General features: G+C 71.3%; 25 protein-coding genes. 15 read left to right on the top strand and 10 right to left on the bottom strand.

Annotated elements, in window-relative coordinates; translation table 11 throughout:
• Window positions 1-517: 517 nt before the first annotated feature.
• The 3 genes from ACSMXV_RS27290 to ACSMXV_RS27280 form a co-directional block, all read right to left on the bottom strand.
• A complete protein-coding gene (locus ACSMXV_RS27290; protein WP_473173866.1) occupies window positions 518-2,398 on the bottom strand; it encodes a glycosyltransferase in 1,881 nt (626 codons plus the stop codon).
• 281 nt (window positions 2,399-2,679) lie between these two features.
• Window positions 2,680-3,762 (bottom strand): DUF3152 domain-containing protein, encoded by a 1,083-nt coding sequence (locus ACSMXV_RS27285; RefSeq protein ID WP_473173865.1) that lies wholly within the window; start codon window positions 3,760-3,762, stop codon window positions 2,680-2,682.
• A gap of 950 nt (window positions 3,763-4,712) precedes the next feature.
• Window positions 4,713-5,693 (bottom strand): alpha/beta fold hydrolase, encoded by a 981-nt coding sequence (locus tag ACSMXV_RS27280; protein WP_473173864.1) that lies wholly within the window; start codon window positions 5,691-5,693, stop codon window positions 4,713-4,715.
• Between the two features lie 301 nt (window positions 5,694-5,994).
• On the opposite strand from ACSMXV_RS27280, the gene ACSMXV_RS27275 reads away from it, so the two are divergent.
• The 4 genes from ACSMXV_RS27275 (at window position 5,995) to ACSMXV_RS27260 (ending at window position 8,171) form a co-directional block, all read left to right on the top strand.
• On the top strand, window positions 5,995-6,216 hold the full coding sequence (locus ACSMXV_RS27275; protein WP_181655353.1) for a hypothetical protein: 222 nt from the start codon (window positions 5,995-5,997) through the stop codon (window positions 6,214-6,216).
• 251 nt (window positions 6,217-6,467) lie between these two features.
• A complete protein-coding gene (locus tag ACSMXV_RS27270) occupies window positions 6,468-7,109 on the top strand; it encodes a TetR/AcrR family transcriptional regulator (RefSeq protein ID WP_473173863.1) in 642 nt (213 codons plus the stop codon).
• 275 nt (window positions 7,110-7,384) lie between these two features.
• Window positions 7,385-7,612 carry a DUF3107 domain-containing protein gene (locus ACSMXV_RS27265; RefSeq protein WP_181655351.1) on the top strand — a complete coding sequence of 76 codons (228 nt, stop codon included), beginning with the start codon at window positions 7,385-7,387 and terminating at the stop codon, window positions 7,610-7,612.
• 295 nt (window positions 7,613-7,907) lie between these two features.
• On the top strand, window positions 7,908-8,171 hold the full coding sequence (locus ACSMXV_RS27260; RefSeq protein WP_473173862.1) for a hypothetical protein: 264 nt from the start codon (window positions 7,908-7,910) through the stop codon (window positions 8,169-8,171).
• 179 nt (window positions 8,172-8,350) lie between these two features.
• Here ACSMXV_RS27260 and ACSMXV_RS27255 read toward each other — a convergent pair whose 3' ends face one another.
• Complete coding sequence (locus tag ACSMXV_RS27255; protein WP_473173861.1) at window positions 8,351-9,100, bottom strand: ferritin-like fold-containing protein; 750 nt, start codon at window positions 9,098-9,100, stop codon at window positions 8,351-8,353.
• Window positions 9,101-9,601: 501 nt separating this feature from the next.
• On the opposite strand from ACSMXV_RS27255, the gene ACSMXV_RS27250 reads away from it, so the two are divergent.
• Together ACSMXV_RS27250 and ACSMXV_RS27245 are read left to right on the top strand one after the other, a co-directional pair.
• Entirely contained in the window at window positions 9,602-11,920 is a 2,319-nt protein-coding gene (locus ACSMXV_RS27250; protein WP_473173860.1) for a DEAD/DEAH box helicase, read from the top strand.
• A 329-nt stretch (window positions 11,921-12,249) separates the two neighbouring features.
• A complete protein-coding gene (locus tag ACSMXV_RS27245) occupies window positions 12,250-13,137 on the top strand; it encodes an alpha/beta fold hydrolase (protein ID WP_473173859.1) in 888 nt (295 codons plus the stop codon).
• Window positions 13,138-13,430: 293 nt separating this feature from the next.
• Here the strand turns inward: ACSMXV_RS27245 and ACSMXV_RS27240 are convergent, their stop codons facing one another.
• On the bottom strand, window positions 13,431-14,345 hold the full coding sequence (locus ACSMXV_RS27240; RefSeq protein ID WP_473173858.1) for an NYN domain-containing protein: 915 nt from the start codon (window positions 14,343-14,345) through the stop codon (window positions 13,431-13,433).
• A gap of 265 nt (window positions 14,346-14,610) precedes the next feature.
• On the opposite strand from ACSMXV_RS27240, the gene ACSMXV_RS27235 reads away from it, so the two are divergent.
• A complete protein-coding gene (locus ACSMXV_RS27235) occupies window positions 14,611-14,763 on the top strand; it encodes a hypothetical protein (RefSeq protein WP_181655345.1) in 153 nt (50 codons plus the stop codon).
• A 180-nt stretch (window positions 14,764-14,943) separates the two neighbouring features.
• On the opposite strand, the gene ACSMXV_RS27230 is transcribed toward ACSMXV_RS27235, so the two are convergent.
• The 4 genes from ACSMXV_RS27230 to ACSMXV_RS27215 all read right to left on the bottom strand — a co-directional run bounded on the left by ACSMXV_RS27230 (window position 14,944) and on the right by ACSMXV_RS27215 (window position 18,078).
• Window positions 14,944-15,549, bottom strand: a complete 606-nt coding sequence (locus tag ACSMXV_RS27230; protein WP_181655344.1) for a MarC family protein — start codon at window positions 15,547-15,549, stop codon at window positions 14,944-14,946.
• Between the two features lie 205 nt (window positions 15,550-15,754).
• Window positions 15,755-16,615: a PHP domain-containing protein gene (locus ACSMXV_RS27225; protein ID WP_473173857.1), complete on the bottom strand. Its 861-nt coding sequence runs from the start codon at window positions 16,613-16,615 to the stop codon at window positions 15,755-15,757.
• Window positions 16,616-16,742: 127 nt separating this feature from the next.
• Entirely contained in the window at window positions 16,743-17,384 is a 642-nt protein-coding gene (locus ACSMXV_RS27220; protein ID WP_181655342.1) for a DUF6758 family protein, read from the bottom strand.
• A gap of 109 nt (window positions 17,385-17,493) precedes the next feature.
• Window positions 17,494-18,078 carry a suppressor of fused domain protein gene (locus ACSMXV_RS27215; RefSeq protein WP_473173856.1) on the bottom strand — a complete coding sequence of 195 codons (585 nt, stop codon included), beginning with the start codon at window positions 18,076-18,078 and terminating at the stop codon, window positions 17,494-17,496.
• A gap of 512 nt (window positions 18,079-18,590) precedes the next feature.
• Here ACSMXV_RS27215 and ACSMXV_RS27210 point away from each other — a divergent pair.
• From ACSMXV_RS27210 to ACSMXV_RS27190, 5 genes are all read left to right on the top strand, one after another.
• Window positions 18,591-19,748 (top strand): magnesium and cobalt transport protein CorA, encoded by a 1,158-nt coding sequence (locus ACSMXV_RS27210; protein WP_473173855.1) that lies wholly within the window; start codon window positions 18,591-18,593, stop codon window positions 19,746-19,748.
• Between the two features lie 242 nt (window positions 19,749-19,990).
• Window positions 19,991-20,497: a hypothetical protein gene (locus tag ACSMXV_RS27205; RefSeq protein ID WP_473173854.1), complete on the top strand. Its 507-nt coding sequence runs from the start codon at window positions 19,991-19,993 to the stop codon at window positions 20,495-20,497.
• 176 nt (window positions 20,498-20,673) lie between these two features.
• Complete coding sequence (locus ACSMXV_RS27200; protein ID WP_473173853.1) at window positions 20,674-21,324, top strand: DUF4230 domain-containing protein; 651 nt, start codon at window positions 20,674-20,676, stop codon at window positions 21,322-21,324.
• Window positions 21,311-22,186, top strand: coding sequence for a DUF1206 domain-containing protein (locus tag ACSMXV_RS27195; RefSeq protein ID WP_473173852.1), 876 nt, complete (start codon window positions 21,311-21,313; stop codon window positions 22,184-22,186). The genes ACSMXV_RS27200 and ACSMXV_RS27195 overlap by 14 nt, the downstream gene beginning before the upstream one ends.
• Before the next feature lie 16 nt (window positions 22,187-22,202).
• Window positions 22,203-22,769, top strand: coding sequence for a VanZ family protein (locus tag ACSMXV_RS27190; RefSeq protein ID WP_473173851.1), 567 nt, complete (start codon window positions 22,203-22,205; stop codon window positions 22,767-22,769).
• Between the two features lie 15 nt (window positions 22,770-22,784).
• On the opposite strand, the gene ACSMXV_RS27185 is transcribed toward ACSMXV_RS27190, so the two are convergent.
• Window positions 22,785-23,534, bottom strand: coding sequence for a hypothetical protein (locus ACSMXV_RS27185; RefSeq protein ID WP_473173850.1), 750 nt, complete (start codon window positions 23,532-23,534; stop codon window positions 22,785-22,787).
• A 212-nt stretch (window positions 23,535-23,746) separates the two neighbouring features.
• Between ACSMXV_RS27185 and ACSMXV_RS27180 the strand changes: the two genes are divergently transcribed.
• From ACSMXV_RS27180 to ACSMXV_RS27170, 3 genes are all read left to right on the top strand, one after another.
• Window positions 23,747-25,069, top strand: a complete 1,323-nt coding sequence (locus tag ACSMXV_RS27180; RefSeq protein ID WP_473173849.1) for a magnesium transporter MgtE N-terminal domain-containing protein — start codon at window positions 23,747-23,749, stop codon at window positions 25,067-25,069.
• Window positions 25,059-25,619, top strand: coding sequence for a DUF1003 domain-containing protein (locus ACSMXV_RS27175; protein WP_473173848.1), 561 nt, complete (start codon window positions 25,059-25,061; stop codon window positions 25,617-25,619). Before ACSMXV_RS27180 ends, ACSMXV_RS27175 begins: the two co-directional genes overlap by 11 nt.
• A gap of 66 nt (window positions 25,620-25,685) precedes the next feature.
• Window positions 25,686-26,819 carry an Mrp/NBP35 family ATP-binding protein gene (locus tag ACSMXV_RS27170; protein WP_473173847.1) on the top strand — a complete coding sequence of 378 codons (1,134 nt, stop codon included), beginning with the start codon at window positions 25,686-25,688 and terminating at the stop codon, window positions 26,817-26,819.
• Window positions 26,820-26,821: the final 2 nt, after the last annotated feature.

Below are 26,821 nucleotides of genomic sequence, written 5' to 3'. Positions count from 1 at the left end.
TCCGTCAGCGACGGCCAACCGCCCTCCTCCGAAGTGATCGTGTGGCCCTCCGCCTCGGTTTCGGACCCTCCCCGCGCCAGGGACTCGCGCTCCGACCCGAGTCCAGAGCCCAACCGAGCCCACGGGTCCAACAGCGCCCAGGCGTTCGATTCACCACAGACATCCGGCCCTTCCCCGGCCTGTGCCTCACGCTCCGGCGCCGCCCCCGGATCCGGCCCCGACGGCGGCTCCGAAGCCGACCCCGGCTCAGACCCCGGCCCAGGCTCCGACCTCGCCCCTGGCTCCCGCTCGCGCCCCCGCTCCGGCTCCGGCTCCGGCTCCGGCTCCGGCTCCGGCTCCGGCGAAAGCAGAGCCTCCGACCGGCTGTCCCAGGCCCCCGGCCCCCCAGGCTTACGAGTCGCGTCGAAAATCTCGGACAACGCGTCCGACGCATCGCCGGACGCAGCATCCGATCCCGAGGCCCCCGCCACGCCCGCCGCGCCCACCTCAGCCAGCGCCTCCTCCGTGCCCTGCATGCTCACAGCGCCCCCTCCCCCGAACCGAAGGCGGCCCGGGCGCCAGCGGGGAACCCGGCCCGGGCCCCGCCCGCCGCCCCGGTCGGCGTCACCCAACGCGGCGCGGTCCGCCCGGACACCGGCCCTCCGGCCGGCCCGCCCCCGGACTGATCCGCGATGTCGGCCAACCCCGTCCAGCTGCCCGGCACATGGGCCTCGGGCGGCAAGCCGAAGGGGAGTGGTTCTCCGGCGTCGTCCACGGCCTCACGGCGTACGGGGCAGTGCGAGACGACCTCCAGGTAGAGGGAGCCGAACGCCGCGATGTTCTGCTCGACGGTGAACAGTTCGAGCGCCCGCGCACGCGCCGCCGCACCCAGCCGCGCGCGCCGCTCGGGATCGCGCAGCAGCGCGAGGCAGGCCTCCGCGAGCGCGCGCGGATTGCGCGGCGGTACGACGAGCCCGGTGCCGCCGATGACCTCCACCACGGCGCCGACGTCCGTGGACACGGTCGCGCGCCCGCAGAACATCGCTTCGACGAGGCCGATGGGGAAGCCCTCCACGACGCTCGACAGCACGACGACGCTCCCGGCCGCATACGCCTCCGCCACATCCGGCACCTCGGGAGCGCCCAACTCCTCGAACGACACCGGGTTGTCCCCGACGGCGTGCACGCCCTCCGCCTCGTCGGGGAACAATTGCGCGGCCAGTGCACGGCAGTTGGCGAGATACGTCGCTGCCTCCGCGCCGTCGGCGGGCGCACCGACGATCCGCAGCCGCGCCTTGGGCTCTTCCTTGCGGATCTCCGCGAAGGCGTGCAGCAGCGAGACCAGGTCCTTGCCGGGCTCGATACGGCCGACCCAGACGAGCGTTCCGGGGTCGGCGCACTCGGTGCTCTCGCCGACCTCCGCGAAGTGGGACGCCTCCATGCCGGGGTAGACGGTGCGCAGCTTGGCCCGGTCGGCGCCGCACCGCTCCTGCCAGCGCCGGGCGTGTGTGTTGCCGGGCGTGATGAGCGTGGCCTTCCGGTAGACCTCGGCGGCGAGCCGGCCGTGGAACGCGGCGAGCAGCGCGCGCACCGGTGCGCGCCAGCGCTCCTCCTGGGCCGCCAGGTAGTGCGCCCGCAACTGCACGCCGTACTCGGTGACGAGCAGGGGCACCCCGGAGAAGTCCTTTGCCAGCAGTCCGGCCAGTGCGGCTGCGCCGCCGGACGTGGCGTGGCACAGATCGACCGAGCCGAGCCCGTCGTCCTCGTACCAGTCGAGGGAGAGGGGGCGCAGGGCCTGCTCCAGATGGGCGGTGACGGCGAGCAGGTCGGGCACCCGGGCAAGCTGCGCGGCGCGCGGCGCGCCGGGCGCGCGGCAGGCGCGCTCGAGCGCCTGCACCGCCGTCTCGGAGCGGAGGGCGGCGGTCAGTCCGCCCTCGTCGCGGGCGAGTTCGGCGAGCCCGTACAGCGCGTTGCAGAAACGGTCCTCCTCGGTGCCGACGCACCTGTCGTCGCCGCTGGACACCTCCGTGGAGCCCTGCAGGGAACGCGGCACCGAAGCCCCCGAGACCCCGTCCGCCGACACCTCGTCCCCGCCGTGACCGCGCGCCCCGCGTGCGCCCCCTGCGCTGCGCACGCCACCCGCGACTCCACCCGCGCCGCCGGCCGCGCCCCCACACAGCGCCGCCGCCAACTCGCCGTAGCACTCGGCGAACCGCCGTCGCGCGCGCCGCCCGTACGTCACGCCTCCGCCGTCCGCCGACCACAGCGGTGCCGTCCGCACCCGGTTGACCTGCGGCGGCAGCGCGATCCAGCCCTCGTCCTCCTGCTGCCGGCTGCGGCTGAACGCGTAGACGTCGAATTCGTGCTGCCCGAGCCCGCGCACGAGCCGGTCGCACCAGAGCCTGGCATCACCGCTCATATACGGATAGCCACCCTCCGTAAGTAGTCCGATGCGCACGAGTGCACCCCCGATCTGCCATAGGTGGCCGCCATGTCGGCCGGGCGGCCCGCAGCAGGACGAACGTATGCGGACATGCCGGTGGCGCGATGGACGGTTGTCCATCGCGCCACCAAAAGGGGTGAACGGACGTAACTTTCCCGTGCGGGGCGCGTTTTGTCGCGCTAGGAGATCATTTGGCTACGCTGCGTCAACGTCACGCCCAAGCCGCGTAACGGCTGCGGCAATGCTGCGTCGGATGCTCAATTCCCCGGATACGGCCAAGGGTTGGCCTTGCAGGTGATTCCGCCGTACGTCAGGAACTTCGTCTGCTGCTGCATGACCGGTGCGAGCGCGCCGTTCCTGCTGCAGGTCACATGGTTGAAGCCGAGGCGGTGGCCGACCTCGTGGTTGATGAGCATCTGCCGGTACGCGTAGATCCGGTCGCCGTAGGTCTTCGCGCCCTGCGCCCAGCGGTAGGCGTTGATCATGACGCGTTCCGTGGCAGCCGAATCGCAGGAGACGTTGTCCTCAGTCGTGTCGAGCCCGGACTTGGCGCACCAGACTCCCGTCGTGCCCGGGCTCGCCAGCGTGATGACGAAATCGACCTTGCCCGATGAGACCCGCTCGAAGGTGCGGCCGCCGTTGTGGGCCCAACTCCGGTCGTCGTTCAGGGTCTTCTGCACGGCCTGCGCGAAGAGCTCGCCGTCCAGTCCGAGTCCCTGCTCGACATCCACGCGGTAGCGGAACAACTGTCCCGTGCCGGGCGCCTTGTCGAATCCCGCGACCACCGCGAACTTCCCCGACGCCTTCATCTGCGGGTCGAGTGCGTACTTCTTGCTCATCTTCTGGGCGTACGTCGCCGGGACCGCGATCGCCGTCTTGGAGGGAGTGGCCCGGCCGTCGGAACGCGAGGCCTGGGCGTCGGTGCCCCGTTCGGCGTCCGCGGCCTGCGTCTGCGTGTCGGCGGTGTCGTAGCCCCCGGTCACCTGTCCGGCGACGACCACGGCGAGAACGGTGGTGACGGCGGCGGCCGCGACCCCGGCCAGCGCGCGGCCCTTGCCGCCCCCGGTGTCCTTGGCGCGGTTCGGCCCGGCGAGGCCGTCGGGGTCCTCGGGTCCGCCGGGTGCGAATGTTGTCGGCTCATCGGCATCGTCAGCCGTACGCCAGTCGGTGACGGGTGCGTGCGGGCCGGCGGGCGCCGTGGGGTTCGCCGCCCGATCGGCCATGGGGGCGTTGCGTGGGGCGAACACGTCGTCGTCATCGAACGCGTCGACGTAGTCCTTGCGCGGCCCGGGGATCCGCGGACCCGCAGGCGCGACCGGAGCGGCGTACGAAGCGCCCATCCGCGGCCCACCACCACGGGCGCCCCAGCCACCACCTGGCTCCGACTCCGGCCCCTCGGGGTGCCCCCCTCGCACGTGCGGCACGTCATGGGCGGGGGTGCCCTCGGGTATACGCGGGACACCACGAGCCGGCGTGCCGTCCCACATCCGGGGAACCCCGTTGGGCGGGGTCCCGTCAGGAATCCGCGGGACCCCGCGCGCGGGAGTGCCATCCGTGCCCCGGGGAACCCCATGGGCCGGCGTGCCATCAGGCAGCCGCGGGACGCCACGAGCAGGGGTCCCGTCCCACATCCGCGGAACCCCACCCGCCGGAGTGCCGTCCGGCGCCCGGGGAACCCCATGGGCCGGAGTCCCATCAGGCAGCCGCGGAACCCCACGCGCCGGAGTCCCGTCCGCGAACCGAGGAATCCCAGGGGCAGGCGTGCCATCAGGCACCCGCGGAACCCCACGCGCCGGAGTCCCGTCCCACATCCGCGGAACTCCGCGCGCTGGAGTGCCATCGGGCATCTGCGGAACACCACGCCCGAGGGTGCCCTGCTCCCTCGGAAACCCCTGCGCAGACGTACCGTCGTGCTCCCTCGGAAACCCGTGCGCAGGCGTGCCGTCGGGCACCCGCGGGACGCCACGAGCCGGCGTCCCGTCCCACATCCGCGGGGCGCCGTCCGCTGGAGTCCGAGTCCCCTCCGGTCGAGGCGTCGGCGCCTGCCCCGGCACCTGTGTCCGCTGCGGGCCCGGCCGGGCCTGCCCCTGATCCGCAGGCCGCCCTGGTCCCGGCCGATGTGCAGAGCCGGGATCCGCGGGAGCCGTGCGGGTCCCCGGCCACGCCTCCGGCTGCGCGGCTACGCCTGCCCGTACATCTGCTGCCTGCCTCTCGGCGGTGACGCCGGTGTCTGCCGGGCTACGGCGGTTGTCCACCGGGCCCCGGCGGCTATGACGTCCCACGCGCCGTCTCAGCTCCCTGCGTCCACGTCGGTCCGCGTGCCCGTTTCGGCAAGCAGTTCCCGGAAGGCCTTCGCGACCGCCTCCGGATACTCCATCATCGCCACGTGCCCGGCGTCAGGCAGGGTCAGCAGCCGGGAGTCGCGGAAAGCGCGCGCCGCGCGCTGCGCCATGCGGTACGCGACCAGCTGGTCACGGCCGCCGTAGATGAGCTGGGTCGGGGCGAGCACCCGCTCGGTCTGGCGCCACAGCCCGTGCTGGCCGCCCAGCGTGTACGCGTTCACGATGCCGCGCGCCGAACGTGCCATGGCGTCCCAGAAGTAGGGGAGCTGGAGCCGTCGTTCCATCTCCTCGACCGCGGCCCGGAACCCCTCCGCCGAGACCCGCCCGGGATCGCCGTAACAGAGCTGCATGACGCCGCGGACCCGCTGCTCTGCCGTCCAGCCCCGCGTCATCCGGGTGAACAGCATGCTGACCCCGGGCAGCGCGAGCAGGGCCGTCGGCACCGCACCGCGCTGCACCCGGAGCTCCGGCAGTGCGGGCGAGATCAGGGTCAGCGTTCGCACCAGATCGGGCCGGACCGCGGCGACGCGTGTGGCGACCGCCCCGCCCAGCGAGTTCCCGAAGAGATGCACGGGCCCGCGCGCCTGCGCGTCGAGATAGCGGATGACGGCCCGGGCGTGCCCGGTGACCGAGTAGTCGCCGTCGTCCGGCGGCGGGGAGTCCCCGAAGCCGGGCAGGTCGACCGCCTCGCCGTCCACGACGCCCTCGAGCAGCAGCATCAGCTCCGACCAGTTCTGCGAGGAGCCGCCGAGCCCGTGGATATAGAGAGCCGGCGGCAGCCCTTCGCGGGCCGGCGGCCGCGAACGGACGTTCAGCGTGAGTCCCGAAAGGGTCACCGAGCGGAGCCGCTCGCCGGCCGCGACCCTGACAGCGCCCACCCTGGGCGTGACAGTGGCGGCAAGGGCATGCGGCAGCTCGGTCGAAGACATGCGGCAATGTTACGAGACGATCACGCACCTGTTTGTGTGTTCGCCGTCACAGATCGCGTAGCGCTGGAATCGGGTGTTTCCTACGCTCTTAGGGAGAGCACTCGAACGTTCACATGCACGCACGGTTCGTCGGTCTGGACCGTGCAGAGACTCGGACCGCACGAGAAGACGACTCGACACCCATGAGAACACTCGGACCGATTGCACCGATTGCACCGATTGCACCGACTGCACCGACTGCACCGACTGCACCGACTGCACTCGGACAACGAGCGCGCTCACACCGCCGGGAAGAGGACACATGACCGTCGACCCCACCGACCCCGAGACGTTCGAGGACGCCGCGGAAGCCGCACCCACCACCGACGTCGAGGCTCCGGAGGCGGACGCCGCCGAGCAGCACGCCGACCTCGCGCCGGACCGCGACGACTCACTGCAGGACTCGGACCCGGACAAGGCCAACGAGGCGGACCGGGTGGAACAGGCGCGCGTGGTCGCCCTCGACGAGGACGACTACCGATGACCGAGATCGATGACCGGGACCGATGCCCCGTACCGGTGCCCGACGTGCCTGACCACCAATGACGGGCCGGCGATGACAGGCCACCCGTGGCCGACCACCAGGGGATCTTGCCCCCGTCCGGCCGTTTATGTTCCGTTCCAACCCTGTCCGGTCCGTGAAATTCTGCACTCGCACCGCGCACACCACGGTTACTGAAAAGTACGATGGCGGACGCGGGCGCACACCGCACATGGACGATCTTGGGAGGCGGCGTGACAGCCATCGAGCAGACAGAGGCGGCACGCCCGCGAGGTACGCGCCTGCCGCGCCGTGCCCGACGGAACCAGCTGCTGGGCGCGGCACAGGAGGTATTCGTCGCGCAGGGCTATCACGCGGCGGCGATGGACGACATCGCCGAGCGCGCGGGAGTCAGCAAGCCCGTCCTCTACCAGCACTTCCCCGGCAAGCTCGACCTGTACCTCGCCCTGCTGGACCAGCACTGCGAGTCTCTGCTGCAGTCGGTGCGCACGGCACTGGCGTCGACGACCGACAACAAGCAGCGCGTGGCGGCCACGATGGACGCCTACTTCGCCTACGTCGAGGACGAGGGCGGCGCGTTCCGGCTCGTCTTCGAGTCCGATCTGACGAACGAGTCCGCGGTCCGCGAGCGCGTGGACAGGGTCACACTCCAGTGCGCGGAGGCGATCTGCGAGGTCATCGCGGAGGACACCGGTCTGTCCAGGGGCGAGTCCATGCTGCTGGCGTCCGGCCTGGGCGGCCTGGCGCAGGTCGTGGCGCGGTACTGGCTGCACAGCGACCGCAGCGTGTCGCGCGACCAGGCGGTGCAGCTGCTTACGTCACTGGCGTGGCGCGGTATCGCGGGTTTCCCGCTGCACGGCACCGACCAGCACTGACGTCGGCCGAGTCTGCCGTACGAGCCGTCCACGCCTGCCGTACGGGCCGTCCACGCCTGCCCGTACGGGCCATCCATGCCGTTGCCGTACGGGCCCATACAGGCCATACAAGCCACAGAGAGGGCCTTCCGCCGCGCCGACCGCATGGTTTGTTCCCGTCCGCTGTTCGCTACCGGCGTGCACGCCCGACGGCTGAGCGTCCCCTCACCGGGCTAATGTGTGCTGGTACCGCGCGGACGGCCGCGCACATCACTGACCGTCGGAGGGACAAAGCCGTGGAGGTCAAGATCGGCGTGCAGTACGCGCCCCGCGAGATCGTTCTGGAGAGCGGTCAGAGCGCCGAGGAGGTCGAGAAGGCGGTGTCCGAGGCGCTCTCCGGGAAGGCGCCGCTGCTGAGCCTCGTGGACGACCACGGCCGCAAGGTCCTGGTGCCGGCCGACCGTCTCGCGTACGTGGAGATCGGCGAGCCGACCGCCCGCAAGGTGGGCTTCAGCGCCCTCTAGGCGCGAAAAGGCCCGAACAGGCGCGAGCGAGACCAGTCAGGGGTGCGGCCCGGCAGACAACTGCCGGGCCGCACCCCTGTGTTGCGTCAGTTGCGTGCACTGCGGACGGAGTACGGCTTCACCCGTGGGCGCGGCCCGTCACGCATGCAGGGCCGCCCTGCAGGCGTGACGGGCATTGCGAGGGCATCTTCACAGTTGCGCCACATGTTCCCCTCAGCGGAGGATTGCGTTCCGGACGCCCCGGGTAAGACGGGCTACGACCGGCACGACATGGCCGCGCGGGAGGGAACCACAGATGGTCTTGGAAGCGCTCGGCTCCGCATTCATCGGTCTTGCACTCGCCTGGCTGGCGACGCGGCTTCTGCCGCACCGTCTCCCCGCCCGCACTCTCGTCCTGCCGACGGGCGTCGTCGGCGCGTTGTTCGGTGCGTTCGTGACGCACAGCGCCCTGGGTGCGGGACACACGGCGCTCACGCTGCTCGGCGCGCTGGCCGTCGCGGCGGCTCTGCTCTCGCTGTTGATCCGGCCGGCGGGACTGCGCCGATCAGCCACCGCCTAGAAGGCACCCCAGGTAACGCCTCGAAGGCCCCAGGTCGCGAAGGTCCCCAGGTAACCGGAGCGAAGGACCCCAGCCCAGGGATCGATCCGGCCGCTGCGGGCATTCGCTGCTCCCCCGGCCGATGCCGGGAGGCGCCTCAAGGGCACGCAACGACTACCCGCCGCAGGTCGTCGTTCGTACTAGGCCGCCAGTCCCAGGGCGGCCATCCGCTTCGTGTGCGCCTCGGTGATCCGCGAGAACATCCGCCCGACCTCCGCGAGGTCGAACCCGTCCGCGACACCGCCCACCAGCATCGTCGACAGCGCGTCGCGCTCCGCGACCACCCGCTGCGACTGCGACAGAGCCTCGCCCATCAGCCGCCGCGCCCACAGCGCGAGCCGCCCGCCCACGCGCGGGTCCGCGTCGATGGCGGCGCGGACCTTCTCCACGGCGAACGTCGCATGCCCGGTGTCGTCGAGGACACCCAGCACCAGAGCGCGCGTGTCCGAGTCCAGACGCGCTGCCACCTCGCGGTAGAAGTCGCTCGCGATCGAGTCGCCGACGTAGGCCTTGACCAGGCCCTCCAGCCAGTCCGACGGCGCCGTCTGCTTGTGGAAGCCCTCGTACGCGGCCACGAACGGCTCCATCGCGCCGGTCGGCTCCTCGCCGATGGACGCGAGCCGGTCCCTGAGCTGCTCGAAGTGGTGGAACTCGGCCGACGCCATCTTCGCCAGCTCAGCCTTGTCGGCGAGCGTCGGCGCCAGCTTCGCGTCCTCCGCGAGGCGCTCGAACGCCGCCAGCTCCCCGTACGCCAGGGCGCCGAGCAGATCGACGACCGCAGCACGGTACTGGGGGTCGGCGGAGGCCGTCGCCCAGTCCTGGGCGGCGATTCCGGTCGGCTCAGCGGATGCGCCGGCGGCTTTGTCAGGGGCGTTGTCAGGCGAGGTCATGCAGCGCACAATAGTCCGCTTGCCGTCGCACGGAAGTCCCTGGTCAATCACTGTGACGACGACTACGTGACCAATTCGGCCATCGAGTGTGCGCCGTTCCGGGGTACAGTGGTAATGCGCCCGCCGGGTTCATCGCCGCATGATGACGGTAAACCGACGGGCCGCACGAATGAGGATGCCCGGTCGGTGGCCCGATCGGCTCCGACCCGACAGCCCTCCAAGCCGTACGCGACAGTGCGTACGGCTTCCCATGGAGGGGCCCTCAGCGGTTCGAGCGCTAGAGCGTCGGCAGTGGTCCCGCGCCGTCCGCCCCGCGACACAAAGGCGGCCGGCGTCATGACGGCACGGTCACGACCCCCGCGTTCGCCTCGCACCGCACCACACAGAAGAGGCAACACCCTGACTACGCAGCGTACGACTTTCCGAGAGCTCGGAATCCTTCCCGAGACCGCCGAGGCCCTCGAGGCCGTCGGCATCATCAATCCCTTCCCCATCCAGGAGATGACGCTCCCCGTCGCGCTCTCCGGCACCGACGTCATCGGCCAGGCCAAGACCGGTACCGGCAAGACACTGGGCTTCGGTCTCCCCCTCCTCGAGCGCGTCACCGTTCCGGCGGACGTCGAGGCCGGCCGGGCGCAGCCCGAGCAGCTGACCGACGCCCCGCAGGCGCTCGTCGTCGTCCCCACCCGCGAGCTGTGCACGCAGGTCACCAACGACCTGCTCACCGCGGGCAAGGTCCGCAACGTCCGCGTCCTCGCGATCTACGGCGGCCGGGCCTACGAGCCGCAGGTCGAGGCCCTGAAGAAGGGCGTCGACGTCGTCGTCGGCACCCCGGGACGACTCCTCGACCTCGCCGGCCAGAAGAAGCTCAATCTCGGCCACGTCAAATGCCTGGTCCTCGACGAGGCCGACGAGATGCTCGACCTGGGCTTCCTGCCCGACGTCGAGAAGATCATCAACATGCTGCCGGCCCGCCGCCAGACGATGCTCTTCTCCGCGACCATGCCGGGCGCCGTCATCGGCCTCGCCCGCCGCTACATGTCGCAGCCCACGCACATCCGCGCCACCGCGCCGGACGACGAGGGCGCGACGGTCGCCAACATCTCGCAGCACGTGTACCGCGCGCACTCCATGGACAAGCCGGAGATGGTCTCGCGCATACTGCAGGCCGAGGGCCGCGGTCTCGCCATGATCTTCTGCCGTACGAAGCGGACGGCCGCGGACATCGCCGAGCAACTGCAGCGCCGCGGGTTCGCCTCCGGCGCCGTGCACGGCGACCTCGGCCAGGGCGCGCGCGAGCAGGCCCTGCGGGCCTTCCGCAACGGCAAGGTGGACGTGCTCGTCTGCACCGACGTCGCCGCCCGCGGCATCGACGTCGAAGGCGTCACGCACGTCATCAACTACCAGTCGCCGGAAGAAGAGAAAACGTACCTGCACCGCGTCGGCCGCACGGGCCGTGCGGGCAACACCGGTACGGCGATCACGCTGGTCGACTGGGACGACATCCCGCGCTGGCAGCTGATCAACAAGGCGCTGGACCTGCCCTTCAACGACCCGCCGGAGACGTACTCGACCTCGCCGCACCTCTTCGAGGAGCTGCGGATCCCCGAGGGTACGAAGGGTGTCCTCCCCCGCTCCGAGCGCACCCGTGAGGGACTGGCGGCCGAGGAGATCGAGGATCTCGGCGAGACGGGTGGCCGCGGGCCGCGTGGCCGCGGTGGTCGCGGTGGGCGTCCGCAGTCCGCGGAGGCCGAGCAGGAGCGCCCGGCGCGTACGCCGCGGAGGCGCCGCCGTACGCGCGGTGGAGCGCCGCTGGACGCGGCCGCTGCCACGACGGCTGACGCCACGGCTTCGGAGGTCGCTGAGCCGTCGCTCTCGGCTTCCGCTTCCGCGACCGAGTCGGCTGAGGCGCGTACGCCGCGTCGTCGTCGACGTACCCGCGGCGGAGTGACGGGCGAGGCGTCGGCTGCGGCGTCCGCTGTTGCCGTCGCCGATGCGCCGATCACGCTGGTGCCCGAGCAGACGGCATCGGCTGCGGACGCGGCAGCTTCGGCTGAGCTGGCTGCCGCGGTCGCGCCCGCGTCGGAGACGACCACCGAGGCGCCTCGTCGCCGCCGTACCCGCAGGTCCGCGGGCTCGGCAGCCGCGACGGCCACTGAGGCCGCCCCTGCGACAGCGGCCGAGACGGTTGCGGCCGTCGAGGCCGGAATCCCCGCCCAGACGGCGCCCGAGGCCGAGGCGAAGCCCCGCCGCCGCACCCGGAAGGCTGCGGAGGCGGCGGTGACCACGGCGGAAGGCGCGGAAGCCACCGCGACCGCCGCCGAGGAGACCGAGGCCAAGCCCAAGCGCCGCACCCGCAAGGCCGCGGAAGCCGCGGTGACCACGGCCGAAGGCACCACGGACACCGACGCGACCGAGGCCGCGCCCCGCCGCCGCACCCGCAAGAGCGTCGCCGCCGAGGCCACGCCCGCCGCCGAAGCCACGGCGCCCGAGGCCGAGGCCAAGCCCCGCCGCCGCACCCGCAAGGCTGCGGACGCTGCGGTGACCACGGCCGAAGGCACCGCGACCGCGGCCGAGGAGACCGAGGCCAAGCCCAAGCGCCGCACCCGCAAGGCTGCGGACGCTGCGGTGGCCACGGCCGAAGGCACCACGGACACCGACGTGACCGAGGCCAAGCCCCGCCGCCGCACCCGCAAGAGCGTCGCCGCCGAGGCCACGCCCGCTGCCGAAGCCACGGCGCCCGAGGCCGAGGCCAAGCCCCGCCGCCGCACCCGCAAGGCTGCCCCGAAGGCCGCCGTTGCGGAGGGCGCGGAAGCCTGACCCACCATGCGTGATGGCCCGGTCCCCTTCGTGGGGCCGGGCCATCACGCTTCGGTGCGCCATGCGCCTGTGCCTGCGGGGCGGCCCGGGCGCGCTTCTTCTTCCCCTACCCCGCCCCTTCCCGAAACTGGGCGGCTCCGCCCCCAGACCCCCGGATCGCCCTTCGGGCTCGTCCTCAAACGCCGGACGGGCTGGATGCACTCGTCCTCAAACTCCCCCAGCTAACGCTGGGGGTGCCCCCAGACGGGCTGAAATGCTCGCCCTCCAACGCCGGACGGGCTGTGCGCTCGGTCACCTGACGAGTCCGGACGACCCGCTAGCCTCGTCGCATGAGCAGGCCGCCCACCTTCGCCCCGCCGCCCGGCGCCCGGGCCCGTCGTCTCGTCACCGAGCGAGGCGACTTCGCAGCCATCGACGCACCGCCGGCAACGGGTCGGCCTCACAAGGGGACCGCCCTCCTTCTCCCCGGTTACACCGGAAGCAAGGAGGACTTCATCGCCCTCCACCCCCTGCTCGCCGCCGCCGGCTACCGCACCGTCGCCGTCGACGGCCGCGGACAGTACGAGTCGGACGGTCCACTCCACGACCAAGCACCGTACGCACAGGCCGAGTTGGCGCGTGACGTCCTCGCCCAGGCCGCCGCGCTCGGCACACGCGTGCACCTCGTCGGCCACTCGCTCGGCGGCCAGATCGCCCGCGCGGCCGTCCTCCTGGACCACGCGCCCTTCGTCTCGCTCACCCTCATGGCCTCGGGACCCGCCCAGATCTCGCCCTCCCAGCAGCAACGCGTGAAGCTGCTGCAGGACGCCCTGTCGCTGATGGACATGGCAGAGGTGTGGGAGGCCATGCAGGCCATCGAGACGCCCGAGGACACGGACGTGGACGGCGACCCGGACGACCCGGACCCCGATCCGGGGCTCGACGGCGCATGGCACCTGCGGCACCGCTGGCTGCGCAACAGCCCCGCCCAGCTCATCGCCACCGGCGCCCAGCTGTGCACCGAACCCGACCGCGTCACCGAGCTCGGCGCCGTACCGCTGCCCAAACACGTGCTGTCCGGCGAGCGCGACGACACCTGGCCGGTGCCGCTCCTGGACGACATGGCCCTACGTCTCGCCGCGCACCGCACCGTCGTACGCGGGGCCGAGCACTCCCCCAACACGGACCGCCCGCAGGAGACGGCGGCGGCAATCGCCGCGTTCTGGGACGCGTGCTGAGCGCTGCCGCAAACACTGCGCGCCGCGCGGGCGTCCGCCTCAGCACGGGGGCCTGGCCACGCTGAGCGTTCGCCTCAGCACGGGGCCCGACCACGCGGACGTTCGCCTCAGCACGGGTCCCGGCCGCACAAGCACCGCCTCAGAAGCACAGGACCGGACCGCACAAGCACCGCCTCAGAAGCACAGGACCGGACCGCACAGGCGCCGCCTCAGAAGCACGGGATCCGCCTCAGAAGCACGGGATCCGGCCGCACAGGCGCCGCCGCAGAAGCACGAGGCCCGCAACGCGCGCCTCAGTACTGCGCCTGCAGGTGCTCCCAGAAGCCGTCCCGCAGCGACCGCCGCAGGTCCGACTGGCCGCGCAGCGAGTACTGCAGCAGCCCCTCCGCCTCCACCAGCAGGTCCTGGTCGAACGAACCAGGCAGATACGGATGCCCGGGCAGCAGCTCCGCCAGGCTCTCCCGCCCCCGCGCCGCCAGCCACTTCGCCGCGATCTGGGCACCCACGAACCGCACCTCCTCGCGTGTGGGCCGCGGCACCGACGGCGTCTCGTACGAAGGAACGGTTCGCCGTGTGATGTACGGCTTGAAGAACTCGAGGTCGAAGGTGCGCTGACTGTCGACCTCCCAGAGCAGGGGCTCCGCCTGGTTGCGGCCCTCCGGCGCCTCGACGCCCCAGAGGTGGACGCGTGCCCCGTATCCCTGCGCCGCCTCGACCGCGGGCACGAGGTCCTCGTCACCGCCTATGAGCGCCGCGTCACTGATCGCACGATGGCGTGCCAGTGACTCCAGATCGGTTCTGATCAGGGAGTCGACGCCCTTCTGCTGGTTGTTGGAGTTGAGGTTGCCGAGCCGTACCTTGACGTCCGGCAGCTCCGCGATCGACTGCTGTTCCGCGGTGTGGATACGGCGGCGGGCGCCGTCGTACCAGTACACGCGCAGCAGCCGGCTGTCCGCGAAGATCGAGCGGGCCTTGTCGATCAGTGCGTCGATGAGCCCTTCGGCGTCGAGGTCGAAGGCCCTGCGGTCCTCCGTGCCGGCGGCGAGGCGGCCCGCGGCCGCGTAGAGATAGCCGGCGTCGACGAAGATCGCGTGGGTCGACGGGGTTTTCGCCACCTCGGCGAGCATGCGCTCGAGCAGCTCGTTGGTGCGGTCGATGCGGGCGCCCAGCGCCGCAGGTCCGTCGCGTCCCACGGGTTCGTCGTTCATATGTGCCTCATTGTCCGCGTGGTCACGGAGAGAGCACAAGCGGTCCACCTACGGGTCGTACTTAGGCTCGCGAAAAATTTCCTTAGCGTAGGGAATGTTGGCCCCATGCAACGTGTTGTGACTATTCGGAACGCGATGCACTGTAGCCACGCAATCCACTCTTAACGGTCGGGCAACTGCCCGGCCTCAGCCCGGGGCGAGACTTGTGTCCCGGATCACAGCAGTTCTCCTTCAGGAGGATCACCAGACGAAGGGAGAAGCCTTGATGCGCTTCGAGATCATGCGCCTTGACGACGTCGACGGCACCGCCGTGGACAGCACCGTCGTGGACGCCGCCTCCGTCAAGCGGATCGTGCAGCAGGCCGCCGCCATCGGGCAGCGCCTGTACATCCGACCGGCCGAAGCCTCGGCCTCATAACGCCGTACCGGCTCGCGACGCATCGGTAAAGCGCCGCGACAGCTCGTAACGCGTCGTATCGACGCCGCCGATGACGCCGCCGCATCGACGACGCTGCACAGCACTTCAGAGCCCCCGTACACACAGGTACGGGGGCTCTGCCGTACGGCCACAGACTCGGGCGCGGACGAAGGGCGCAGCTCAGGCGCCCTGGATCACCTGCGTGACGCCGTTGATGATCTGCTGCACGGCGATGGCGGAGAGCATCATGCCCGCGAGCCGCGTCACCAGCACCACACCACCGTCCTTGATCACGCGGATGATCAGCAGCGAGTAGCGCATCACCACCCACAGCACGAGATGGATCGCCACGATCGCCGCCCACACCGACAGCTGCGTGCCGAGGCTGTCGGCCTTCTGCACCGCCAGGATCACCGAGACGATCGCGCCGGGACCGGCGAGCAGCGGCATGCCGAGCGGTACGAGTGCGACGTTGACGTCCTTGGTCTGCTTCGGCTCGTCGGTCTTGCCGGTGAGCAGGTCGAGTGCGATCAGGAGGAGCAGGAGACCGCCCGCGATCATCAGCGCGGGGACGGAGACGTGCAGATAGTCCAGGATCTGGTGACCGAGCAGGCCGAACACCGCGATCACCCCGAAGGCCACGCACACGGCCTGGAACGCCATCTTCCGCTGCGCCTTGGCGGGACGGCCCGAGGTCAGCGCGAGGAAGATCGGGGTGACCCCGGGGGGATCCATGATCACAAAGAGGGTGAGGAAGAGGGAGCCGAAGACAGCGAGATCGAACACGGAAGGCCTTGCGGGGTGTTGGGGCGGGCGTACGAAAGGCACTGGGGGCGGGCGGACGGACTTACCGCCGCCGAGCCGTACCAGGCGGAGCTTGAGGCGCGGCGCTGGGCCGCGGAATCAGGCGGTGTGTGGTGTGGTGCGCGGAGTGCGGGGCCTCAGATGTGCGCGGTGCGGGCCGCGGAGCATGCGGTGCGGGCCGCGGGGACTACAGGCGTCCGCCGGTACCCGGGACCGGAAACGCCCCGGTGGCCCGTCGCGTGATCTCCCCGAAGATCTCGGGGTCGGTGGTGAACTCGCCGAGCACGCACGTCTTGCGGCTGCCGTGGTAGTCGCTGGACCCGGTGGTCAGCAGCCCAAGCTCGGCGGCGAGCCCGCGCAGCCGAGCGCGGGTCGCCTGGTCGTGGTCCATGTGGTCGACCTCGATGCCGTCGAGTCCGGCGGCGGCGAGCTCCGCGATCGCGGTCTCGGGGACGACCTCCCCGCGCTTGACGGCGAGCGGATGCGCGAAGACGGCCACGCCGCCCGCGGCCTTGATCAGCCGGATGGCGTCGAAGGGGTCGAGCTCGTGCTTCTCGACGTACGCGCGTCCGCCGTTGGCGATCCAGTCGGGCGTGAAGGCGTCAGAGACGCTGGAGACGACGCCGAGCTCGACGAGCGCCTCCGCGATGTGCGGACGCCCCACCGAGCCGTCGCCCGCGATACGCGCGACCTGCTCCCAGGTGACCGGGACTCCCAGCTCCTGGAGCTTGGCGATCATGCCCTTCGCCCGCGGCACCCGGTCGTCACGCACCAGCTCGCGCTCGCGCAGCAGCTCGGGCTCCTCGGCGTCGAACAGGTACGCCAGCATGTGCAGGGGCACGCCGTTCAGGCGGCAGGAGAGTTCGGCGCCGGTGACGAGCGTCAGGCCGGCGGGCACGGCGGCGATCGCCTCGGCGTGCCCGCGGGTGGTGTCGTGGTCGGTCAGCGCGACGACGTCCAGGCCGGCGGCCGCCGCGTTGCGGACGAGGTCGGCCGGCGTGTCCGTGCCGTCCGAGGCGGTGGAGTGGGTGTGCAGATCGATGCGCACGACACCCCTCCTTGCGCCTGAACCGGCGCCGCTCTCGCGGACGTGGTTGCTCGCCGCGGTGGTTGCTCACTTGATGGTTGCGGTCAGAGCCGCCGACCTCCACCGTACGCGAAGGCGCTCAAGTGTCTCACGGCGACAGAATCCGCGGTGTCAGGGCCCCGCACGGCAGCAGGTCCATCTCCGCTCCCGCCTCGCGCAGATCCGTCAGCACCAGCTCGTCGTACATCAGCAGGCCCGACTGCTCCGGCCACACGACCGCCCACAGCCACAGCCCGCGGGCCTCGCCCGCGAAGACGGCGCGGTCGTCGGGCGTACCGGCCACAAGCCAGAGCGGGGTCGGCCTGCCGGCGGCGAGGACCTTGGCCTGGGGCGGTTTCTCGACGTCCAGGTAGGGGCCGGGGTCCGGGCCCTCGATGCCCGCGTACCGCGCGCCGAGCCCGACGCCGAGCTCCTCGGCGACCAGCACCAACTCGCCCATGCCGCCGAGCGGTCCGGGCCCGGAACAGGCCACCGCGGTCGCGCGCCCGCCGGTGCGGTCGTCACCCGCGGAGGCCACCCCCGTGAAGAGCCAGCCGACCGGCAGCGGCCACGGCATCCACACCGGGACCTGCGCACGGTGCACCACGACGCTGAGGGCCTCGACGCTGGGCGGGATCACGGGCTGCAGCGGGTGCACGGTCCCGTGCACATCACACTGCCAGGAGTCGGCAAAGAGTCCGGGAGCCCTGACCCGGCCACCACACTTCGGGCAACTGGGTTCGCCCCTCATAGGGCTCAACGGTCCTCCCCGGCCGTCGCCGCGTCAAGGACGATCACCCGTCCGGAGTGCGCGACCGCCGGACCGATTCAGATTCAGGTCACATGATCACGGTCGGTTCTCAGTCGAGGGGGACGGACCTGCGCAGCGGATCACGCAGGTCCGTCCCGCTGCCGAGCCACCGCTCCTGGAGCGCCCCCGCGCCGTGCACCCGCTTCCACGCGGCCTCGTTCGGCGTCATCGGGAGCAGCGGCAGGAAACGTACGGGATCCAGGGGCGCGTCCAGGTCCAGGTCCTCGACGAGGCCGCCGGACTCCGCCACCAGCACGGAGGTGAACGGAGCACCGGGCCACAGCGGTTCGCCCACGTCGAGCGAGGCGCCCGGGGCCACGATCACCCCTTCGACCTGGGGCGATGCGGCCAGTACGGCGAGCGGGCGCAGCACCTTGTCGGTGTCGGCGAGTCCCGCCCGCACGGAGAGGAGGAGCTCCGCGCGCGGGCCCTTGACCGGGTCCGCCAGGGGGGAAGTGGGGTCGGCCATGGGGGCCGCGGACATCCCGAGCGTGGCGTATCTCACGATGTCTCCCTCCGTGAACCTCAGGATCTCGATGCGGTCCGTTCCGAGGAACGTCACCGCAGCACGGGCGTCCGGTTCGCCCAGCGCAGTGCGCAAACGGGCCTCCACCAGAGGAAGAACATCAGCCATGCGGCGAGCATAGAACTCGTCAGTGACGGGCAAACTGGGGACTTGACACTTCAGTTCGCTGATAAGCTGAGCCGCCGGTCGGGAAGCACACGGACGGGGCCCCTCGCAGCAGCAGCTGGAGTCGCTCCCGCGCCCCGACCGCTGGGACATCCCCTACGGGGGACCGGCCGGAGGAGGTGGGGCTGCAATGGACCGAAGTCGACCGTGCAGTACCACCCGCTCTTCCGGCCGCTGAGTCACACAGCTTCGCGAGCTGTCTGCTTCGCAAGCTGACCCACCCTGCGCGCGCATTTCCGGCGCTCGACGGAAGAGCACTTCGTTTCCGCCTGATCTGTCTGATCTGTATCAGTACCGCTGGTCTCAGTACTGCTGATCTGAGTCAGCGGCGAAGCTGCCACCGCGACGATGCGGTGCTCCCCGCTTTGTGGACGAGCCAAACATCGAAGTATGGACGTCCTCATTCCGGGTAGTTCCACCCGTCGCCGGCGGCTCTGTTGCGAAGGAGCCTGCCCATGTCGATGATCCGTGACCTGCGAGCCGCGGTCCGCCCCTCGCCGCGCAAGGAGCGGTGGGGGTCCCCCCTGCTCGAGCGAAGCCGAGAGCTTGGGGGAGGCAACAGCGCGTACGACACGACCCGTGACGCCTCGACGCCCTCCGCGGTCGTCGACTGCGCCGTCTACCGCGACGGCCACCGCGTCACCTGTGACGACACCCTGACGCCCCACGAGGCGATGCTCCAGGTCCGCCGCGACGGCGGTTTCGCCTGGATCGGGCTGCACGAGCCCACGGAGGCCGAATTCGCCGGCATCGCGGCCGAGTTCGGACTGCACCCGCTGGCCGTCGAGGACGCGGTCCACGCCCACCAGCGGCCCAAGCTGGAGCGCTACGACGACACGCTGTTCGCCGTCTTCAAGACCATCCACTACGTCGAGCACGCCGAACTCACCGCGACCAGCGAGATCGTGGAGACCGGTGAGGTCATGTGCTTCACCGGCCGGGACTTCTTCATCACCGTGCGGCACGGCGGCCAGGGGTCGCTGCGCGCACTGCGGCACCGGCTGCAGGACGAGCCCGAGCTGCTCGCCAAAGGACCGTCGGCCGTGCTGCACGCCATCGCCGACCATGTCGTCGACGGCTATCTCGCGGTCGCCGACGCCATGCAGGACGACATCGACGAGGTCGAGACCGAGGTGTTCACGCCGGGCCGTAAGGGCGGAGTGTCGCGCGGTGTCGACGCCGGGCGGATCTACCAGCTCAAGCGCGAGGTCCTGGAGTTCAAGCGGGCGGTCGCGCCGCTCGCGCGGCCCATGCAGCTGCTGAGCGAGCGGCCGATGCGGCTGATCGACCCGGACATCCAGAAGTACTTCCGGGACGTGGCGGACCACCTCGCGCGCGTGCAGGAGCAGGTCGTCGGCTTCGACGAGCTGCTCAACTCGATCCTGCAGGCCAACCTCGCGCAGGCATCGGTCGCGCAGAACGAGGACATGCGCAAGATCACGTCCTGGGCGGCGATCATCGCCGTGCCGACCATGGTCTGCGGTGTGTACGGGATGAACTTCGAGTACATGCCGGAGCTGCACTGGAAGTTCGGGTACCCGCTGGTGCTCGGGGTGACGGTGGGCATCTGTCTGACCATCCACCGCACGCTGAAGCGGAACGGCTGGCTCTGAGGGGTCCCGGGCGAGGCGGACCGCTGTCGGCCGACGCGGTTGCCCCGCGCTGCCCGGGCCTCACTAAGCGGTGCCGGGGAAGTGCGGGTGCGTTCCCGCGTCGTTCGGTGCGTGCTCTCGGCGTGCCGGACGAAGGCCCTCGTAGCGGAGCTACTTGGGCCTTTGGCCGGTGCGGCGAGAGTGCGTGTCGGGCGGCCCCGGGGGCGTGCCCGCACTTCCCCGGGGCCGCTTAGGCTGGTCCCATGACGGAACCCCTGCTCGACCAGGCCCTCGTCGAGGAGGCCACCAAGAAGTCCGGGCTCATCTGGGTCCAGGGCAGCGGCCCTGCCCGGGCGCTGTGGCACGCGTGGCACGAGGGCGCCGCCCATGTGGTCGGCGACGGTCCCGGCGAGCAGCCGCTCCCCGGTCTCGCCGACGGGGGCACCGCGACCGTCACCGTGCGCAGCAAGGACAAGGGCGGCCGCATCGTCGAGTGGGCCGCGAAGATCACGGAACTCCCCGCGGGCTCGGCCGAATGGGAGGCCGCCGTCGCCGAGCTCAAGGGCAAGCGGCTGAACGCACCGGACGGCGAGGCGATGCCTGGGCGCTGGGCGCGCGAGTGCCGCGTACTGCGCCTGGAGCCGCTGGGGACGACGGCGGACCTGCCCGACGGCTCGCTGGCCGCCGCGCCCCTGCCCAGCGGGGCGACGACCCGCCGCCCGATCCCGGCGGCGCTGCCCCGCCTTCTCCTCCGCCGGAAGCGCCGGTAGCTCCCACGCGCGTCGCCGAAGCCGGAGGCCGGTCCCCCGCGGCGATGTCCAGCCGACCAGGCGCCATCGGGACTCCCGGTCCCGGGCCCACCGGCGACATCCAGCCGACCAGCGCGTCCGGTGCCTGATCGCGCGTGCTGCGGGCACTCATGGAGGGGGAAAGGAGTACCGCCGCCATGACGTCTGGCAAGCGTGTGACCTGGTGGGCCCGTGTGGCCGGCGCTGCCGTGCTGGTCTTCGCCGCGCTGTTCGCCGTGAGCCGTTTCGATCTGCTGCCGGGGCCCGGCGACTTATTCGGGGAGGACACCCACGACCGCTCCGGCCCCGCGCTCCTCAAGTCTCTTCAGGACATCAGCCGTTACGACGCGGCATCGGGCAACTTCCAGGTGGTCGTGGACCTGGAGAAGGACGCCCGGCTCCTGCCCGACGCGATCCGCGGGACACGGACCCTGTACGTCGGCGCGGGCACCGTGGACGCCTATGTCGACCTCGGGAAGATCGGGAAGGACGACGTCGTCGTCAACGACGACCGCACGGTGGCCTCCCTCAAGCTGCCGCACGCCCGGCTGGGCAAACCCGCGCTGGACGCGGACCGCTCGTACGCCGTGTCCAAGCAGCGGGGCCTGCTGGACCGGCTCGGTGACCTCTTCTCCGACAACCCCAACGGTGAGCGGGCCGTGCAGCGACTGGCGGTGCGGCATATCGCGGACGCGGCCGAGGAGAGCGGACTGACGGCGCGCGCGGAGAAGAACACCACCAGCATGCTCGACGGCCTGCTGCGCTCCCTCGGGTTCGAGGAGGTGAAGGTCACCTATGGCGACGCGTGAGGGACATCTGTGGCGGCCAGGGCACATGCGGTTGTGGAGGGCGGCTCCCGGCGGGGCGGTCGGCGCCCCGCACGACCGGACCGCGGTGTCGGCCGGCGCCCGGGCCGGTTTCGTCGCGCGCGGGGTGCTGTACTTCCTGGTCGGGGTGCTGGCCCTGAGGATCGCCCTCAACGACCATGAGGGGCGGCAGGCGGACCGCGGTGGTGTGCTCGCCGAGATGTCCGGCAAGCCCTTCGGGGGCGTCCTGCTGTGGGCGCTCGGGGTCGGCCTCGCGGGCATGGCCTTGTGGCGGTTGTCCGAAGCGGTGTCCGGGGGCGGTGGGCCGGCCGGTCAGCGGACGGGCATGCGGCTGCTGTCGGTCGGCCGTTTTCTCTTCTACGGATTCGTCGCCTACTCCGTTCTCGCGTTCGCACTCGGCGACAAGAGCAGCGGCAGCGGCTCGAGCGACCGCCAGTCGCAGGACGTCACGGCGAAGGCGCTGGACCTGCCGGGCGGGCGCTGGCTCGTCGGCGCCGTGGCGGTGGCGCTGGTGGTGGCGGGCTTCTGGCTGGCGGGCCGGGCGCTGCTCGGGCACCACCGGCGGGATCTCGACGGTGCCGCGATACCGCCGCTGCTGCGCCCCTGGGTCGATGCCTGCGGGCTGTTCGGCGGCGCGGTGCGCGGGATCGTGCTGGCGGCGGTCGGGGGATTCGCCCTCGCGGCGGCCGTGCGGTACGAGCCCGGCGAGGCCAAGGGGGTGGACGACACACTGCGCTCGTTCGCCGAGGCCCCCGCAGGCCCCTGGCTCCTCGGTGTCATCGCCCTGGGTCTCGCCGCGTTCGGTCTGCACTCCTTCGCACACGCACGCTGGCACCGGCTGTGATGAGGCAGCGGCTGTGATGAGGCAGGGAAGCACCGCGGTCCTGCGGCCGGGCCGCCGTCGCAACGAAAGGAAAAGGCGCTCCCGCGCTCCCCGCCCCTGGGGCCGGACGCTGCTGCGCCTGGCGATGTTCGGCGCGGCCTTCGTCGCGCTCGTCGCGTTCTCCGCCGTGCTGGCCAGGCTGACGCTGACGCCGTCTCCGGCGTCCACACAGGTCGCGGGCGCCAATCTGACGCCGGGCCACTCGCTGCGGCAGTACGCGGAGGACTATCCATTCCTCGCCGCATGCCGGCAGATCGGCGGCAATCTGCTGCTCGGGGCGCCGTTCGGGCTTCTACTGCCGGTGCTGGTGCCGCGCCGGCTGCGGCTGGTGCGCGTCGTGGTGCTGACCGCGCTCGTGATGGTGCTGGTGGAGCTCGCGCAGGGCGCCGTCGTCCGCGGGCGCGCCTTCGATGTGGACGATGTGATCCTCAACACCGCGGGCGCACTCATCGCGTACGCACTGGCAGGGCACCGCATCGCGCGCCGTTTCCACGCACTTGCCGCACCGACGGGACGTACGCCTTCGGGCCGCGGCCGGGCATGAGGGCCGCCGCCGCTGCTACCGGGGCAGCTGCTTCCCGTAGTCCACCATCTGCTTGTCCGTGGGCTCCTGGAGCTTGAACTCCCTGCCCCACTCGGAGAGTTCGAGCGTGCCGGCGTTCCCCGCGCGCTCGAGAAGGAGGGGGTAGGGCTTGCCCTCGAGGGACACCGCGAGCGTGCCGCCCGCGCCCTTGTCCCCGGTGATCTCGATGGTGCGGGCCCCGTCCGCGGTCCCCCGGTCCCCCTTGGCCAGCGTGCCGTGCAGCGACAGCAGGCCGTCGAGCAGGACGTCCTTGTCCGTGAAGCCGCTGAGCTGCTTGTACGAGGGGTCGCCCTGCGGCACCTTCACGTACATGCCGTCGAGTTTGTCGGCGGCACCGGCCGACTCGGCGTCGTCCGCCCCTTCGTCCTGGGTCCAGAACTGCGCGTCAGCCTTCAGATAGAGGTGCGTGCCGACCCGTAGCAGCCAGAACGTGCTGCCCTTCGTGGTGACCGATCCGCTGCCGCCCTCGTCCTTGAGGCGCATGTCGAGCTTGTACGTGCGGCCGCTCACCACCACTTTGCCGGAGAGCCGGAGCGAGGCCGCGGCCTCGGCGGCCTTGCGGGTCTTGGCCTGGATCTGCGTCGCGGACAGCTTGCCGACTCCGTTCGTGCCCGCGTCCGGGTCCTCGCTTCCGCAGCCCGTCAGCGCACCCCCCACGGCGAGCAGCCCCACGCACATCGTGCCGACAAGACCCCATCGCCTGAAGGGCGAGGGCGGTACCCCCATGGCCCTGCGGATGCGACCCAGGCGAAATGCAGACACAGGTGGGGCTGCCTCTCATGCGATTGTCCACGACGGCGTACGGCAGCGTACCTGTGCCTCCTCGTCGTATCGGAGTCAGTCCGTCCGGACCGCCCACCAGGGCGCATGCGACCTGGACGGGCTAGCCTGAAGCCCATAACAGGGGGACGAATCGGTGCGAAAAGGAGGCGCGTGGCATGGCAGCGAGCGCCCCCAGGATCTTCGTCTCGCATCTCGCCGGTGTCTCCGTCTTCGACCCGAACGGCGATCAGGTGGGGCGTGTGCGCGATCTCGTCGCCATGCTCCGGGTCGGGCGCCGGCCGCCGCGGCTCCTCGGGCTCGTCGTCGAACTCTCCAGCCGCCGCCGGATCTTCCTCCCCATGACCCGGGTGACCGGCATCGAGTCGGGCCAGGTCATCACCACCGGCGTCCTGAACGTACGGCGCTTCGAGCAGCGGCCGACCGAGCGGCTCGTCCTCGGCGAGATGCTCGACCGCCGGGTACGCCTCGCCGAGACGGGCGAGGAAGTGACCGTCCTCGACGTGTCGATCCACTCGCTGCCGGCCCGGCGCGACTGGGAGATCGACCGTGTGTTCGTACGGAAGGAGCCGGAGAAGCGCGGAGGGCTCTCCTGGTCGAGCGCCGGCAGGCGGGCGGGCGGCGCCTTCCGGCGACACAAGGGCGAGACGCTCACCGTCGAGTGGTCGGCCGTCACGGGCTTCTCGCTCGAGGAGACGGGCCAGGGCGCCGAGAGGCTGCTGGCCACCTTCGAGCAGCTGCGCCCCGCCGACCTGGCGAACGTGCTGCACCACCTGTCCGCCAAGCGCCGTGCCGAGGTCGCCGCGGCCCTGGACGACGACCGGCTCGCCGACGTACTCGAGGAGCTGCCCGAGGACGACCAGATCGAGATCCTCGGAAAGCTCCAGGAGGAGCGCGCGGCCGACGTTCTGGAGGCCATGGACCCGGACGACGCGGCCGATCTGCTCTCCGAGCTGCCGGAGGACGACCAGGAGCGGCTGCTGAACCTGATGAAGCCGGACGACGCCGCCGACATGCGCCGGCTGCTGGCGTACGAGGAACGCACGGCGGGCGGGATGATGACGACCGAGCCGATCGTGCTGCGGCCCGACGCGACGGTCGCCGACGCCCTCGCGCGCGTCCGCAACCCAGACCTGTCGCCCGCGCTCGCCGCCCAGGTCTATGTGTGCCGCCCGCCGGACGAGACCCCGACCGGCAAGTACCTGGGCACCGTCCACTTCCAGCGGCTGCTGCGCGACCCGCCGTTCACGCTGGTCGGCGCGCTGCTCGACGAGGATCCGCAGGCGCTCTCCCCCGACACCGTGCTGCCCGAGGTGGCAGGGTTCTTCGCGACGTACGACATGGTGGCCGCGCCCGTCGTGGACGACAGCGGATCGCTCCTCGGCGCGGTCACGGTGGACGACGTACTCGACCACATGCTGCCCGAGGACTGGCGGGAGACGGAGTTCCACATGGCCGGGGAGGTCGGCGGTGGCGCCTGACCGCGATCGGGAGAGCCGCACCGAGGCGCCCCTGCAGCCCAGGTTCCGCCTGGACCAGCCGCTGCCCCAGCGCCGCAGGGTGCTGCCCGAGTACGACCCGGAGGCCTTCGGGCGGATGTCGGAGCGCATCGCCCGGTTCCTCGGCACCTGGCGGTTCATCTCCTGGATGACCGTCACCATCATCGTGTGGGTCACCTGGAACGTCCTCGGCCCGGCGGGGCTGCGCTTCGACGAGTTCCCGTTCATCTTCCTGACGCTGATGCTCTCGCTGCAGGCCTCCTACGCCGCCCCGCTCATCCTGCTCGCACAGAACCGCCAGGCCGACCGCGACCGCGTCCAGTACGAACAGGACCGCAAGCAGAACGAGCGCTCCATCTCGGACACCGAGTACCTCACGCGCGAGATCGCCGCGCTGCGCATGGGCCTGGGAGAGGTGGCTACGCGCGACTGGATCCGCTCCGAAATCCAGGACCTGATCAGGGACCTCGAGGAACAGCAGGTCCTCATCCGCCCTGACGGCGGCCGCCAACGTGATCTCGGCGACGCCTGACAAGTGACCTAAGCGACCGCTGAGGGCCTTTCCGGCGGCGGGGCCCGGCGCCGTACCATCGTGCGTATGGCTACGGAAGACGCGGTGCTCGCAGCACTGGCGACGGTGAACGACCCCGAGATCGGACGACCCATCACCGAGCTGGGGATGGTCAAGTCGGTGGAGATCGGTGAGGACGGTGCCGTCGCGGTCGCCGTCTACCTCACGGTCTCCGGCTGTCCGATGCGCGACACGATCACGAAGCGCGTGACGGACGCGGTCTCGAAGGTCGAGGGCGTCACACGCGTCGACGTATCGCTGGACGTGATGAGCGACGAGCAGCGTCGCGAGCTCGCCGCCGCGCTGCGCGGCGGACAGGCCGAGCGCGAGGTGCCGTTCGCCAAGCCGGGTTCGCTGACGCGCGTGTACGCGGTGGCGTCCGGCAAGGGCGGCGTCGGCAAGTCCTCGGTGACGGTGAACCTGGCGGCCGCGATGGCGGCGGACGGGCTGAAGGTCGGCGTCGTGGACGCGGACATCTACGGCCACTCCGTGCCCCGGATGCTGGGCGTCGACGGACGTCCGACCCAGGTAGAGAACATGATCATGCCGCCGTCCGCGAACGGCGTGAAGGTCATCTCGATCGGCATGTTCACGCCCGGCAACGCGCCCGTCGTCTGGCGCGGCCCGATGCTGCACCGCGCGCTGCAGCAGTTCCTCGCGGACGTCTTCTGGGGCGACCTGGACGTCCTGCTCCTCGACCTGCCGCCGGGCACGGGCGACATCGCGATCTCGGTCGCGCAGCTCGTCCCGAACGCCGAGATCCTCGTCGTCACCACGCCCCAGCAGGCGGCGGCCGAGGTCGCCGAGCGGGCCGGCGCCATCGCCGTCCAGACGCACCAGAAGATCGTCGGCGTCGTCGAGAACATGTCGGGCCTGCCGTGCCCGCACTGCGACGAGATGGTCGACGTGTTCGGCACGGGCGGCGGCCAGGCGGTCGCCGAGGGCCTGACGAAGACCACCGGCACCAACGTCCCGGTCCTCGGCTCCATCCCGATCGACGTACGCCTGCGCGAGGGCGGCGACGAGGGCAAGCCTGTCGTCCTGACGGACCCGGACTCCCCGGCGGGCACGGCCCTCCGCACGATCGCCGGCAAACTGGGCGGCCGCCAACGAGGCCTGTCGGGCATGTCCCTCGGCATCACGCCGAGGAATAAGTTCTAGGG

Source organism: Streptomyces sp. DSM 42067, assembly GCF_055792885.1.
This window is presented reverse-complemented; position numbering and strand designations above follow the sequence as displayed.